Annotated in this window: 11 protein-coding genes and 2 pseudogenes; 4 read left to right on the plus strand and 9 right to left on the minus strand. The window is 64.8% G+C overall.

Annotation, left to right across the window (positions count from 1 at the left end):
* Positions 1–427: 427 nt before the first annotated feature.
* A pseudogene (locus WKW77_RS26560) lies at positions 428–1,073 on the minus strand (LysE/ArgO family amino acid transporter).
* Positions 1,074–1,145: 72 nt separating this feature from the next.
* Here WKW77_RS26560 and WKW77_RS26570 point away from each other — a divergent pair.
* On the plus strand, positions 1,146–2,042 hold the full coding sequence (locus WKW77_RS26570; RefSeq protein WP_340359894.1) for a LysR family transcriptional regulator ArgP: 897 nt from the start codon (positions 1,146–1,148) through the stop codon (positions 2,040–2,042).
* A 133-nt stretch (positions 2,043–2,175) separates the two neighbouring features.
* Here the strand turns inward: WKW77_RS26570 and WKW77_RS26575 are convergent, their stop codons facing one another.
* The 8 genes from WKW77_RS26575 to WKW77_RS26610 all read right to left on the minus strand — a co-directional run bounded on the left by WKW77_RS26575 (position 2,176) and on the right by WKW77_RS26610 (position 10,985).
* Positions 2,176–3,663, minus strand: coding sequence for an NAD(P)(+) transhydrogenase (Re/Si-specific) subunit beta (locus WKW77_RS26575; protein ID WP_340359895.1), 1,488 nt, complete (start codon positions 3,661–3,663; stop codon positions 2,176–2,178).
* A 1-nt stretch (position 3,664) separates the two neighbouring features.
* The gene (locus tag WKW77_RS26580; RefSeq protein ID WP_340359896.1) at positions 3,665–3,988 is read right to left on the minus strand and encodes an NAD(P) transhydrogenase subunit alpha part 2; all 324 of its coding nucleotides are present in this window, start codon (positions 3,986–3,988) and stop codon (positions 3,665–3,667) included.
* 40 nt (positions 3,989–4,028) lie between these two features.
* A complete protein-coding gene (locus WKW77_RS26585; protein WP_340359897.1) occupies positions 4,029–5,171 on the minus strand; it encodes a Re/Si-specific NAD(P)(+) transhydrogenase subunit alpha in 1,143 nt (380 codons plus the stop codon).
* A gap of 116 nt (positions 5,172–5,287) precedes the next feature.
* Positions 5,288–6,286, minus strand: a complete 999-nt coding sequence (locus WKW77_RS26590) for a transketolase family protein (RefSeq protein ID WP_340359898.1) — start codon at positions 6,284–6,286, stop codon at positions 5,288–5,290.
* Positions 6,286–7,125: a transketolase gene (locus WKW77_RS26595; RefSeq protein ID WP_340359899.1), complete on the minus strand. Its 840-nt coding sequence runs from the start codon at positions 7,123–7,125 to the stop codon at positions 6,286–6,288. Before WKW77_RS26595 ends, WKW77_RS26590 begins: the two co-directional genes overlap by 1 nt.
* A 32-nt stretch (positions 7,126–7,157) precedes the next feature.
* Positions 7,158–9,047 (minus strand): TRAP transporter large permease, encoded by a 1,890-nt coding sequence (locus WKW77_RS26600; RefSeq protein WP_340359900.1) that lies wholly within the window; start codon positions 9,045–9,047, stop codon positions 7,158–7,160.
* Between the two features lie 119 nt (positions 9,048–9,166).
* Positions 9,167–10,195: a TRAP transporter substrate-binding protein gene (locus tag WKW77_RS26605; RefSeq protein ID WP_340359901.1), complete on the minus strand. Its 1,029-nt coding sequence runs from the start codon at positions 10,193–10,195 to the stop codon at positions 9,167–9,169.
* Positions 10,196–10,235: 40 nt separating this feature from the next.
* Positions 10,236–10,985, minus strand: coding sequence for an SDR family NAD(P)-dependent oxidoreductase (locus WKW77_RS26610; protein WP_340359902.1), 750 nt, complete (start codon positions 10,983–10,985; stop codon positions 10,236–10,238).
* 185 nt (positions 10,986–11,170) lie between these two features.
* On the opposite strand from WKW77_RS26610, the gene WKW77_RS26615 reads away from it, so the two are divergent.
* From WKW77_RS26615 to WKW77_RS26625, 3 genes and pseudogenes are all read left to right on the plus strand, one after another.
* The gene (locus tag WKW77_RS26615) at positions 11,171–12,055 is read left to right on the plus strand and encodes a LysR substrate-binding domain-containing protein (protein WP_340359903.1); all 885 of its coding nucleotides are present in this window, start codon (positions 11,171–11,173) and stop codon (positions 12,053–12,055) included.
* A gap of 43 nt (positions 12,056–12,098) precedes the next feature.
* Positions 12,099–12,428, plus strand: a pseudogene (locus WKW77_RS26620) (pyruvate dehydrogenase (acetyl-transferring), homodimeric type); the annotation flags it as partial.
* A 390-nt stretch (positions 12,429–12,818) separates the two neighbouring features.
* Positions 12,819–13,301 carry a MarR family winged helix-turn-helix transcriptional regulator gene (locus tag WKW77_RS26625; RefSeq protein ID WP_340359904.1) on the plus strand — a complete coding sequence of 161 codons (483 nt, stop codon included), beginning with the start codon at positions 12,819–12,821 and terminating at the stop codon, positions 13,299–13,301.
* The last annotated feature ends 37 nt before the right edge of the window (positions 13,302–13,338 follow it).

Below are 13,338 nucleotides of genomic sequence, written 5' to 3' on the forward strand. Positions count from 1 at the left end.
GCGCAGAGCAACTGCCACAACGCATCGAAGCGCTCCGAGAAGTCGGACAGTCGGTCAACTCTGATGGCCCCGCTGAACGCCATGCGTTGACGGCGCCGACCTCCGCAAACAGAACATCGCGCCCCAGCGGGTCAAGTTTAGGCAGCCACGCATTCAAACGCACGTCGTGCTGTGTCTTGCGTTGTGCCGCACAACCGTATGCGAAAATGCTGCATCAAAGAATGCTCGAATGCAACCTCTGTCGCCCCGTCGAGGTAGTTGCAAACGTCTTCGAATGACGGAGCTGAGGCGACAGCGAACCCCCACGCCGCTTCCCACTCGCCATCTTTCGCGAACTGCCCAACGTTTGGACGAGCATTGAACGCTGGATGATTGATTACCGATGCCATGGCATGTCATTCCACAGAAGAGAAGCTGAACTACGACGTCAGAAGCCCGTGACGACGCGACCTGCCAAAATCGCAGCCAACATCATCATGGTCAGCCCAATCAGACCGTCCAGCATCTGCCAGGCTCGCGGGCGAGCAAACCAGGGTGCGAGCCAGCGCGCGCCATAGCCAAGAAGTCCGAACCAAAGCATGCTGGCCATGCTCGCGCCGGCGACGAACCACCCGCGCAGCACGCCGGGCTGCTGAGCCCCAATGCTGCCCACCAGAAGCACGGTGTCCAGGTAGACATGCGGATTGAGCAGCGTGAAGGCTGCCGCCTGCGCCACAGCCGCCCCCCGGCCGAGGACCGCATTCCCTTCCGCTGCCCGCAGGTGCTGGGGTGTGCGTGCTCGGCGCAGCGCCCGGACCCCATACGCCGCCAGGAAAACGGCGCCAGCCAGCGCCAGCGCGCGTGCAAGCCCCGGACGCCCACTCAAGGCCTGCGCCATGCCCAGGACACCCGCGGCAATCAGCGCCCCGTCTAGCACCGCGCAGAACAACATTGCAATAGGCGCTCAGAACGCCTTCGTGTTACGCCAGGGGCTGCGTCGCGAGCATGTCGGAACCGATGAGCCCAAAACTCAGGGCCAAGCCCTGCATGAATACCGGAAGCGCAAGTGAAGCGGAGTCTGAAAAGTTCACCATGAGCGAAGCTTGCTTGCGCGTGGCGATGAAGGAAACTAACTTTTCTAAGGCCGATTTAGGGACACTTACGGCATGTTAGACTATTCGGCGCTATCCGCACTTTCCGCAGTCGTACGAGAAGGAAGCTTCGAGCGCGCGGCCCGCGCGCTGAACGTAACGCCATCGGCCATCTCACAGCGCATTCGGCTGTTGGAGGAGCGTATCGGTTGCGCGCTGGTAGTGCGTGACCAGCCGTGCCGCGCTACGGAGACGGGCCGTCGCCTATGCCAGCATGTCGATCGGGTCCGCCTTCTGGAGCAAGAACTCGAAGGAGCCGTTCCAACGCTGGCGCCCGAGGGGATTGCACGGGTGCCTCTTCCTGTCGCGGTCAATGCCGACAGTCTGGCGACATGGTTTGCTCCGGCCGTCGCCCAGTTCGCGGCATCAGCGCCGGTTCTCATGGAGATTTCGGTAGATGACCAAGACCACACCGCCGAATGGCTGCGCAGCGGCGCGGTGCTGGGTGCCGTCACCGGCAGTAGCCGTGCCGCCGCCGGATGCAACAGTCGACCATTGGGGTCGATGCGCTATTTGCCTGTTGCCAGTCCGCAATTCATGGCCCGTCATTTTGCTGACGGCGTCGGAGCGGGAAGTCTGGCCTGCGCACCGAGCCTCGCGTTCAACGCGAAGGATGAGCTGCAAACCCAGTGGGCACAGCGCCTTTGCCATCGGCATGTGGAACTACCGCGGCACATCCTTCCGTCCTCCCAGGCGTTCGTCACGGCAACCTTGTCCGGCATGGGGTGGGGCCTGCACCCGCAGGCCTTGATTGCGCCGCACTTGAAAGACGGGTCGCTCGTCGAGTTGGTGCCGAAAACGCCGCTGGACGTCGCCCTGCACTGGCAGCATGCCCGTGCCGCCTCAGCGCTTCTTGATGGCTTGACCAGGCAACTCGTCGCAGCCGCCCGGCGCGCTCTGTTGCCGCACTGACTCAGCGCGCCAGGGTCATGTGGCCTCTGCAGACAGTGGCGCGGCCTTGGGGCCGAGGGTCTGCTATGTGGCGAAGTGCTCCGCTTCAGCAAATGCCGGGGGGTGGCCCCTAAGCTGAAAGCCTGACCCGTGCCTACTCGATGGCCTTTGCCATGTCCTCCACGACCTTCTTGGCATCCCCGAAGACCATCATGGTCTTGTCCATGTAGAACAGCTCGTTGTCCAGCCCCGCGTAGCCCGCGGCCATCGAGCGCTTGTTCACGATCACCGTCTTGGCCTTGTAGGCCTCCAGGATCGGCATGCCGTAGATCGGCGTGCCCTTCTGCAGCGCGGCCGGGTTCACCACGTCGTTGGCGCCCAGGATGATCGCCACGTCCGCCTGGCCGAACTCGCCGTTGATGTCTTCCATCTCGAAGACCTGGTCGTAGGGCACTTCGGCTTCGGCGAGCAGCACGTTCATGTGCCCCGGCATGCGCCCGGCCACCGGGTGGATCGCGTACTTCACCGTCACGCCCTTGTGCGTGAGCTTCTCCGCGAGCTCGTTGACCGCGTGCTGCGCCCGGGCCACCGCGAGGCCGTAGCCCGGCACGATGATCACCGTGTCCGCGTTGGACAGCATGAAGGCCGCGTCGTCGGCGCTGCCGCTCTTGACCGGGCGCTGCTCCTTGGCGCCGCCGCTGGCCGCGGCCGCCTCGCCGCCGAAGCCGCCCAGGATCACGCTGAAGAACGAGCGGTTCATCGCCTTGCACATGATGTACGAGAGGATCGCACCCGAGGAGCCCACCAGAGACCCCGCCACAATCAGCATCGCGTTGTTCAGGCTGAAGCCGATGCCCGCCGCCGCCCAGCCCGAGTAGCTGTTGAGCATCGACACCACCACCGGCATGTCCGCCCCGCCGATCGGGATGATGATGAGCACCCCCATCACGAAGGCCAGGACCACCATCAGGCCGAAGGCGAGCCAGCTCTCGGTGGCCATGTAGAGGAGGCCCAGCGCGATGGTTACGAGGCCCAGCACGAGGTTCACCATGTGCTGGCCCTTGAACTGCACGGGCGCGCCCTGGAAGAGGCGGAACTTGTACTTGCCCGAGAGCTTGCCGAAGGCGATGACCGAGCCGCTGAAGGTGATCGCGCCGATGGCCGCGCCCAGGAACAACTCCAGCCGGTTGCCCGCCGGAATCGCATAGCGCAGGAACCCGTCGATGATCGCGGCGCCCTCGGGCGTCTGCACGCCCACGGCCGCCGGCACCGGCAGCGGCGTGATGCCGAAGGCCCAGGGCTCCACCACCGCCGCCACCGCGATGAACACGGCCGCCAGGCCGATCATGCTGTGGAAGAAGGCGACGAGTTCGGGCATCTGCGTCATCTCGACGGTCCTGGCGCGATACGCACCGTAGCCGCCGCCCACCACCAGCCCCAGCAGCACCCAGGCCATGCCGAGGGCCTTGCCGCCCGAGAGCTGCACGATCAGGGCTGCCGTGGTCAGGATGGCGATCGCCATGCCGACCATGCCGAAGATGTTGCCGCGGATGGAGGTGGTGGGGTGGGACAGGCCCTTCAGGGCCTGGATGAAGCAGACGCTGGCAACGAGGTACAGCAGCGTGACGACGTTCATGGACATGTCAGTGGCCCTCCGCCTTGGCAGCAGGTGCCTTCTTGTCCTTCTTCTTGAACATCTCCAGCATGCGCCGGGTCACCAGGAAGCCGCCGAAGACGTTCACCGCGGCGAGCGCCACCGCGAGCACGCCCATGGTCTTGCCGAGCGCCGTTTCGGTGAGCGCCGCAGCGAGCATGGCGCCCACGATGACGATGGCGGAAATCGCGTTGGTGACGGCCATCAGCGGCGTGTGCAGCGCCGGCGTGACGGTCCACACGACGTGGTAGCCCACGTAGATGGCCAGCACGAAGATGATGAGGTTGATGACGGTGTGGGATACGGGATCCATGGCTTTTCTTCTCCTCGGGGTTCTTGATCGTCGATGTCGTCTACTTCTTCGTGACCTGGCCGTCCTGCGTCATGCGGCAGGCGGCGACGATGTCGTCCTCGAGGTCGATCTTGATCCCGCCTTCCTTGGGCAGCACGAGCTTGAGGAAATCGAGCACGTTGCGCGCGTAGAGCGAGGAGGCATCCGCCGCCACGAGCGCCGGCAGGTTCGTTTCGCCGATGAGGGTCACGCCGTGCTTGATGACGGTCTTGTCGGCTTCCGAGAGCGGGCAGTTGCCGCCCACGCCACCATCGGGATTGACAGGGCCCTTGCCGGCGGCGATGTCCACGATCACCGAGCCCGGCTTCATGGCCTTGACCATGTCCTCGGTGATGAGGGTCGGTGCGGCGCGCCCGGGGATGAGGGCCGTGCTGATGACCACGTCGGCCAGCGCCACGCGCTTGGCCACTTCCACCTTCTGGCGATCGAGCCAGCTCTGGGGCATCGGGCGCGCATAGCCGCCGACGCCTTCTGCGGCTTCCTTCTCCTCGGCGGTTTCATAGGGCACGTCGATGAACTTGGCGCCCAGCGACTCGACCTGCTCCTTGACCGAGGGGCGCACGTCGGAGGCTTCGATGACAGCTCCGAGGCGCTTGGCCGTGGCGATCGCCTGCAATCCGGCAACACCGACGCCCAGAATCACGACCCGCGCGGCCTTCACGGTGCCGGCGGCCGTCATCAACATCGGGAAGAAGCGCTGGTACTTGTCGGCGGCCATCATGACGGCCTTGTAGCCGGCGATGTTGGCCTGCGAGGACAAGACGTCCATGCTCTGCGCGCGCGTGGTGCGCGGGGCGGCTTCGAGTGCGAAGGAGGTGAGGCCGGCCGTGGCCAGGCGCTGCAGGCCCTCGGCATCGAAGGGGTTGAGCATGCCCACCAGCACGGCAGCCGGCTTCATCAGCGCCAGCTCGGCTTCGGAGGGCGAGCGCACCTTCAGCACGATCTCGCAGCCGAAGGCGCCCTCGGCATCGGTGATCTCCGCGCCCGCTGCCTGGTAGGCCGCATCGGTGACGCTGGCAACGGTGCCCGCTCCCGACTGCACTCGCACGGTATGGCCCTGCGCCACCAGTTTCTTCGCGGTTTCCGCCGTGACGGCCACTCGGGTTTCGCCTGGCGCAGTTTCGGCCGGCACGCCTATGAACATGGGGATCCTTTTATATGGCCGGAAGCCTCATGGCGAGGTCACGCAGAGACGTCCGACAAACTGACTGATGTCGACGGAAGAACCACGTGAACGTGGTTATTCCGCCATTCGGCTCCTTAGATCCAGCCCTTGATCTGCTGACTCATCGCCGCCGTCGATATGCCGTAGCGTTCATGCAAGGTCGGCAGCGCGCCGGCGTCCAGAAAAGCATCTGGAAGGCCGATCTGGCGGAACGTCGTCGCAACGCCCGAGCGCATCAGGAGGCTCGCGACCGCCTCGCCAAGGCCGCCGATCACGGAGTGGTTCTCCGCGACCACGACCAGCCGCCCCGATCTCCGGACCTCCGCGAGGATCGTCGCTTCGTCCAGAGGCTTGATCGTCGGGACGTGCAGCACGGCGACGTCGACGCCGTCGCCCTGCAGTTGCTGCGCCACTTCCAGCGAGCGCATGGTCATGAAGCCGCTGGAGATCACGAGCACGCTCTTTCCGTCGCGGATCAGCTTGGCCTTGCCGAGCTCGAACTTGTAGTCGTACTCGTCCAGCACGAGCGGCACGTTGCCGCGCGGCAGTCGCATGTAGACCGGGCCTGCGTGTTCGGCCATCTGCGGCACCGCCTGTTCGACGTCGAGCGCGTCGCACGGGTCGATGATGGTCAGGCCCGGGATGCTTCGCATCAAGGCCAGGTCCTCGGTGGCCTGGTGGCTCGGGCCATAGCCGGTGGTCAGTCCGGGCAGCGCGCAACAGATCTTGACGTTGAGGTTCTCCTCGGCGATCACCTGATGCACGAAGTCATAGGCCCGGCGGGTGCCGAACACCGCATACGTGGTCGCGAAGGGGATGAACCCCTCCTTGGCCATGCCGCCCGCAGCCGCCATCAGCAACTGCTCGGCCATGCCCATCTGGAAGAAGCGTTCGGGATATTCCCTGGCGAACAGGTGCAGGTCGGTGTACTTGGCGAGATCGGCCGTCATCCCGACGACCTCCGGCCGGTTGCGGCCGAGCTCGACCATGGCCTTGCCGAACGGCGCCGCCGTGACACGCTGGCCCTCGCTGGCAATGGAGGCAATCATCGCGGAGGTGGTGAGCCTCGGCTTCTTTTCGGTGGTGGCGTTCATCACAGGGCTCCTTCGGTCTGGGTGCTGTCGACATGGGCGATCGCCTGCTGCCATTCGGGAGGATCGACGCGAATGAAGTGGTTCTTGTCGCGGGTCTCGAGGAAGGGCACGCCCTTGCCCATCAGGGTGTCGAAGAGGATGACGCGGGGTTTGTCTTCCGCGAGCGCACGCGCGGCATCGAAGGCCGCGACGACGGCCGGCAGGTCGTTGCCGTTCACGCGCTGGACGTGCCAGCCGAACGCGGCCCATTTGTCGGCGAGCGGCTCGAAGCCCATGATCTTTCCGGAGGGGCCGTCCGCCTGCTGGTTGTTGATGTCGACCAGGCAGATCAGGTTCGACAGCCGGTGGTGGGCGGCGCCCATCGCGGCTTCCCAGGTCGAGCCCTCGTCCAGTTCGCCGTCCGACATCGAGTTGTAGACGACGGCGTGGCTGTTCTTCAGCCGAAGGCCCAGCGCCATGCCGACCGCGATGGACAGCCCCTGCCCGAGCGAGCCGCCGGACATCTCCATGCCGGGCGTGTAGGTGGCCATTCCGGACATCGGCAGCCGGCTGTCGTCGCTGCCGTAGGTTTCGAGTTCCTCTTCGGGGACGATGCCGGCCTCGATCAGCGCCGCATAGAAGGCGATGGCGTAGTGGCCGTGCGACAGCAGGAAGCGGTCGCGGCCTTCCCATTGGGGATCCGCGGGCTCGTAGGCCATCGCGTGCTTGTAGGCCACGGCGAGGACGTCGGCCCAGCCGAGCGCCTGGCCGATATAGCCCTGCCCCTGGACTTCGCCCATGCGCAGTGCGTAGCGGCGAATGCGGTAGGCGCTCTGTTGAAGCGTCGATAAGTCGGACATGAAGATCTCCTGAAAGTGTGAGTGGCGAAAAATCAGAGGAACCCGATCGAGATCCACGGGACGGCGGCCACGAGGACCGTTCCTAGGAACAGCGCGACCATGTAGCCCACGATGGGCTTCATGCCTTCGTTCGGATGGATGCGGCTGATCGCGCAGGCCGCGTAGTAGCCGACCCCGAATGGCGGCGCGAAGAGGCCGATGCCCATGGCGAGGGTCACGACCATCGCGTAGTGCACTTCGTGGATACCGACCTGGCGCGCGATGGGGAACAGCAGCGGACCCAGCAGCACGATGGCGGGGATGCCTTCGAGCACGGAGCCGAGGATGATGAAAGCAACCACCGAGACCGCCATGAAGGTGACAGCACCGCCCGGCAGCGCCTTCATCGCGTCGGCCAGGGCTGTCGAGAATCCCGACTGCGTCAGTGCCCAGGCCATGCCGGTGGCGGCGCCGATGATGAACAGGATCGATCCCGACAGCGACGCGGTACTGACCAGCATCGGATAGACCCGCTTCCAGTCGAATTGCCGGTAGACGAGAAGTCCCGCCACCACCGCGTACAGGATGCCGATGGTGGACACCTCCGTCGCTGTCGCGACGCCCTCGACCACCGCGGCGCGGATGACGACGGGAAGCGCAAGCGCGGGGATCGAGATCAGGAAGGATTTGGCGATCTCGCGGCCGCTGGCCTTGCGGACGCCCGACAGGTCCTCGCGCCGGTAGCGCCACCACACGAGTGCGGCCAGGGTCACGCCGACCACGACACCCGGCATCAGGCCCCCGGTGAAGAGGGCTGCGATCGATACGCCGGTCGCGGAGCCGATCGTGATCAGCACCAGCGAGGGCGGGATCGTCTCGGTCTGCGCGCCCGTTGCGGAAAGCAATGCCACGAGGTCCCCCGGCTTCGCGCCCCGCTTGCGCATCTCGGGGAAGAGCGCCGGTGCGACGGCGGCCATGTCCGCCGCCTTGGAACCCGAGATGCCCGACACCAGGTACATCGCACCGATCAGTACGTACGACAGTCCACCGCGCACGTGCCCCAGCAGGCTGGCCAGGAAGTTGACCATGGCGCGTGCGATGCCGGTCATCTCGATGAGCAGGCCCAGCAGCACGAAGAGCGGCACGGCCAGCAGGATCAGGTGGCTCATGCCCTCGTCCATGCGGCCCACGACCACGACCGTCGGCGTGGTGGTGGTCAGCGCGATGTAGCCGAAGGTCGCGAGCCCGAAGGAGAACGCGATCGGCAGCCCCAGGAGCACCATGGCGCCGACGCCGAGTACGAAGAACAGGAAGAGATTCCAGTTGCCAAGCGACATGAACAGCGGACCGGCCAGCGCCAGCGCGCCGATGACGAGGCCGACGAGGCCCAAGGCCAGCAACGCATCCTTCATGCGGCCGAGGCGAAAGATCTGCATCACGGCGACCAGCAGCATCAATCCGAGGCCGATGGGCAGGGCGGCGGCCCGCCACGAGTTCGGGATGCCCATGGCGGGCGTCGTGACGAAGACCTCGTCCTGCGCGAACTCGTAGGACGGATGGAGGATGAATGCCAGGAACGCGACGGCCGCGGCGATCGCGACCAGGTCCAGGAAGGCGCGGCGGCGCGCGTCGAGCTTGCCGACGATCGCCGTCATCCGCATGTGCTCGCCGCGCTGGAGCGCAACGATCGAGCCCAGCATGGCGAGCCAGAGGAACAGGATCGATGCCAGTTCGTCCGACCACACCAGAGGCTCGTGCAGGACGTACCGGCTCGTCACCCCCATCAGCAGCACGACCACTTCGGCCAGCACCAGCAGGGCGGCCGGAACTTCGACCAGCGTGGCCAGGGCCTTGTTCAGCGTCTCGAGCCAGGCGATCGGCGACGCGCGGCCCGGGGGATCCATGGTCCCGGCGGCGCCGGGCTCTTCAGTAGAGATGTGCATGGTTTTCTTTCGGGCGACAGGCGGCCGCCGGCCTCCGCAGTGACGCGGCGCACCTGTCGCAAAACAATCGAGGAATGTCCCGCTCGCCCCGGAGGCCGAAGGGCGGGCGAGTGGCAGCGTCAGCCGAGCTTGCCGGAGACCTTTTCCAGCAGGTCCCAGGGGGCGGCGCCGTACTTCGACTTCCACTCGCCGTAGAAGCCGGTGCTTGCGAGCTTCTTGCGGAAGTCGTCCTGCTGGGCGTCGACGAAGGTGATGCCCTTGGCCTTGAGATCGGCCACGAGGCTGGTGCTCAGCTTGGCCACGTCGGCGCGTTGGTCCGTCGCGGACTTGTCGAGCTCCCGCTTGATGACCTGCTGGACATCGGCGGGCAGCTTGTCGAAGGCGCGCTTGTTGCCGAGCACCCAGTAGCCGTCCCAGACGTGGCCCGTCATGCTGCAGGTCTTCTGGACCTCGTAGAGCCGCGCGGTCGCGATGATGGCGAGCGGGTTCTCCTGGCCCTCGACCACCTTCGTCTGCAATGCCGTGTAGACCTCGTTGAAGTTGATCGGCGACGGCGCGGCTTCGAGCGCCTTGAACAGCGAGGTCAGCGGCGGCGCGGCCGGCACCCGGATCTTGAATCCCTTCAGGTCGGCCGCGGTCTTGATCTCGCGCGTCGACGAAGTGATCTGGCGGAAGCCGTTGTCCCAGATCTTCGAGACCGTGAAGATCGGCGTCTTCGCGATCTCGGCGCGGATGTAGTTGCCAAGATCGCCATCCATCGCCTTCCAGACATCGTCATAGTTCTTGAAGGCGAAGCCGACGCTCGTGATGCCAGAGACGGGCACGAAGGTCGACAGGACAAGCGACGACAGGTTGAAGAACTCGACGGAGCCGTTGCGCACCTGCGCCAGCAGATCCGTGTCGCTGCCGAGTTGATTGGCGGGGAAGAGCTTGATGTTGACCCGGCCCGAGGTCGCTTCTCGAATGCGATCGTGCGCTTCCTTCGCGCGCAGGTTGACCGGGTGGGTCGGGTCCTGACCGGTCGCGTACTTGAGTTCGAACTCGGCGGCGTCCGCGCGGCGCGTGACGATCGAGAACAGCGGCAATGCCGCACCTGCGGCCAGCAGCTGCCGGCGGTTGAGCGTGGGGGTGAGCTTGTGCCCGGTCATGTCTGTCTCCTGGTTATGTAGTGAATGAGAAGCGCCGGCTTCAGTGAATCAACATGCCGCCATTGACGTCGAGCGTGATGCCCGTGCAATAAAGCGAGAGGTCGCTGGCGAGGAACACGCAGGCGCCGGCGATGTCCTCGGCACGGCCTAAGCGGGCGAGAGGAATGGTTTCGGCGATCTCGGCCTTCTTCTCTTCGGTGAGCTTGCCCTTGATGATGTCGGTGCCGATCAGGCCGGGCGTGATGCTGTTGATGCGGATGCCTTCGGGACCGAACTCCCGCGCCATGGCGCGCGCGAGGCCGAGCACGCCGGCCTTTGCTGCCGAGTAGTGCGGACCACCGAGGATGCCGCCGCCGCGCTGTGCCGATACCGATGAAATGCAGACCACTGAACCGCTGCCTTGCTTTTGCATGGTGGGCAGAACAGCCTGCGACATGTACAGGGTGCCGCGAAGGCTGACATCAAGGATGCGGTCGTAGTCCGCACCGCTGATCTCGAGCGTCTTGACCGGCTGCGTGATGCCGGCGTTGTTGACCAGTGCGTCGATGCGCCCGAATGACTTCAGCACCGCCGCGGCGGCAGTTTCGCAAGAAACTTTGTCGGTCACGTCGGCGACGAGCCCGAGATGGCCGGACCCCAGTTGAGCTGCCGCTGCGGCAGGGTCGGCGCGCTCCAGGTCGAGAACCGCAACCCGGGCTCCGTGGGCTGCCATCAGGCGTGCGGTGGCGAAGCCGAGGCCGTTGAGGCCGGCGCCGCCGGTGATAACGACAACTTTGTCCTTGAGTAGCATCGATGTGTCTCCAGAGGGGTGCGAATGTGATGCGGCCGGGGCATGCCCCTTCTTGCCTGTGACCGCCGCAGCGCGAGGGTGATCTGCTGCGATGGGGTCAATGGTCTTCAAAAGCCTGAATGACGACAAGCGATATGTTTTCAGCCTAAGATGATGCTTTGTCATTTGAAGACCGGGTAGACCCTATGCCAACGCTACCGTCCGTGACCAACCTTCAGGCCTTCGAAGCCGTCGCACGCAGGAAGAGCTTTGCCTTTGCGGCATCGGAATTGCATCTCACAGCTTCTGCCATCAGCCACCAGATCTCGCGACTGGAAGCGGATCTCGGCGTAAGACTGTTCGAGCGCAGCGCCCATGGCGTGCGACTGAGCGCTGCGGGCGATCTCTACCTGTCGAAAGTCGGTGGTGCGCTTTCGGCCATCGCTTCGGCGACTGAGGACCTTCGCCAGGGAGTAAGGAATAGCCTGTATGTGCACTCGGCACCCAGCATCGCCAGCCTATGGCTGATGTCGCGCCTGCGGGGCTTTGCTCAGGCCCACCCAGACATTTCGCTCAACCTTTCTGCGGCGCATACGCCGAGCGATTTCGCGCTCGGCCAGTCCGACATCGACATTCGCTACGGGATACCCAATTGGCCCGACCTCGTGGTGGAACCGCTGTTCGAAGAGCTGATCGTGCCGCTCGCCAGTCCTGCCTTCATCCGACAGCATGGCCTGAAGCGCATAGATCAACTTTCGACCCTGAAGTTGATTCAGAGCAATGTCAGCGTGGTGCAATGGTCGGACTGGTTCGCACAGTTCAGCGACATTCGGGCGCCGGACTGGTTTCCCGTGCGCTTCGATCGGGCCCAGATGTCGCTCGACGCAGCCACGCAAGGACTCGGTGTTGCGCTTGAAAGCACGACCATTGCCGCAAGGCATATTGCCGAGCGCAAACTTAAACCCGTGTTCGGTCTCGATCAAGCCGTGAAGGTCAAGGCGCACTTTGCCGTCTATCCACCACGGCACGGCAAGCGTCCATCCGTCGAAGCTTTCCTGGCATGGATCCACGCAGAAGCCGCAAGAAGTTAATGCTCCTGGTAACCAGTCGGCGAGTCGCAAGCAGGGGGCCGAATGGCAGATCCTGGAAGAAGGCATCAGCGAGGCCGGCGCGATCGCGAGTTGGACGGCCGCTGCGACCAGCTACAGCGTGCACGGGCTGGCGTTGCTGCCCTTATACATCTACTACTCGATGTTCGGCTTCCAGCGAGTGGGCGACGCGATCTGGGCCGCAGCAGACCAGCGCGACCGTGGCGTTCTGCTTGGCGCCCCCTCGGGCCGCACCACGCTGGGCGGCGAGGGTCTTCACCACCAGGACGGCACCAGCCACCCGGTGGCAGCCACCATTTCAAACTGCAAAGCCTACGCCCGGCCTTCGCGGGCGAGATGGCGGTGATCCCCTTCTGCTTCGCAGCCGCCGGGCTGTAGCGGCCGAAGCGATAGGAGCCACGCAGGACGTCCGCCGGCAGAGCAGGCTCCGCGTAGTTCTCGACGAGCATTTCGCGCATGCCGGCATCCACCATCAGCGAGGAGCTACCCGGCCTTCAGCACTTCGGTCACGTTGATGGGCTCAGGCGCGATCCTGTCAAAGTGCATTTCGTCGTATATCCACCTCGGCATGCCAAGCTACCTGCGGTGAAGGCTTTCCTGGAATTTCATGGCGAGGCAGCACGAAGTTAGCGTCGCGCGGTTGACTGCGGATGCGGATGATTGCCCGCACGCTAGCGGCAAAATCGTGGCCCTGTGGTCCGCTCTCAACCGCTGCGCGGAACCATCACAGCGAAGGTTTTTTATCTTGAACGGCTCGTCAATCTCGATCAGCAACGCATCGGACTATCGGATCGACGATAGCTTTGCCTATCTGATCCGGCGCATTCTCTCGCTCTCCCGCACGACGCTCGACGCGCGTCTGCGGCAGGCGGGCGGGCCCACTGGTACGCAGTGGCGCCTCCTGCACTATCTGAATCTGCGCGGGCCGCTCCAGATCGTCGAGCTGGCCAGACTCTGCGAGACCGACCCTGCGGGCATCACGCGAATGATCGATCGACTGGTGCGCCAGGGTCTGTGCCAACGCGTTCGGGCACCAGCCGACCGTCGGGTTGTCAATGCCATGCTGACGGAACGCGGAAGGGAATCCCCCAGGGGCCTCGCCCCCGAACTGCAGCGGATTCAGGCGGAACTGCTTCGCGGTTTCGACGACTCGGAGGTTGGGGAACTTCGCGGCTTGCTCGAGCGAATGGTCGACAACGCCCAAACCAGTGGTTGCAATCCGGGGTAGGCGATTCGATCGGCGATACCAGCCACCATTGGGGCTT

It is taken from the genome of Variovorax ureilyticus, assembly GCF_037889935.1.
Taxonomy (GTDB): Bacteria; Pseudomonadota; Gammaproteobacteria; order Burkholderiales; family Burkholderiaceae_C; genus Variovorax; species Variovorax ureilyticus.

What these genes read in the sequence shown, in the direction of transcription:
- WKW77_RS26615 (WP_340359903.1), top strand. Translation starts at nt 11,171, where the DNA reads ATGCCAACGCTACCGTCCGTGACCAACCTTCAGGCCTTCGAAGCCGTC.
- WKW77_RS26590 (WP_340359898.1), bottom strand. Translation starts at nt 6,286, where the DNA reads ATGAACGCCACCACCGAAAAGAAGCCGAGGCTCACCACCTCCGCGATG.
- WKW77_RS26580 (WP_340359896.1), bottom strand. Translation starts at nt 3,988, where the DNA reads ATGGATCCCGTATCCCACACCGTCATCAACCTCATCATCTTCGTGCTG.
- WKW77_RS26585 (WP_340359897.1), bottom strand. Translation starts at nt 5,171, where the DNA reads ATGTTCATAGGCGTGCCGGCCGAAACTGCGCCAGGCGAAACCCGAGTG.
- WKW77_RS26570 (WP_340359894.1), top strand. Translation starts at nt 1,146, where the DNA reads ATGTTAGACTATTCGGCGCTATCCGCACTTTCCGCAGTCGTACGAGAA.
- WKW77_RS26575 (WP_340359895.1), bottom strand. Translation starts at nt 3,663, where the DNA reads ATGTCCATGAACGTCGTCACGCTGCTGTACCTCGTTGCCAGCGTCTGC.
- WKW77_RS26595 (WP_340359899.1), bottom strand. Translation starts at nt 7,125, where the DNA reads ATGTCCGACTTATCGACGCTTCAACAGAGCGCCTACCGCATTCGCCGC.
- WKW77_RS26605 (WP_340359901.1), bottom strand. Translation starts at nt 10,195, where the DNA reads ATGACCGGGCACAAGCTCACCCCCACGCTCAACCGCCGGCAGCTGCTG.
- WKW77_RS26600 (WP_340359900.1), bottom strand. Translation starts at nt 9,047, where the DNA reads ATGCACATCTCTACTGAAGAGCCCGGCGCCGCCGGGACCATGGATCCC.
- WKW77_RS26610 (WP_340359902.1), bottom strand. Translation starts at nt 10,985, where the DNA reads ATGCTACTCAAGGACAAAGTTGTCGTTATCACCGGCGGCGCCGGCCTC.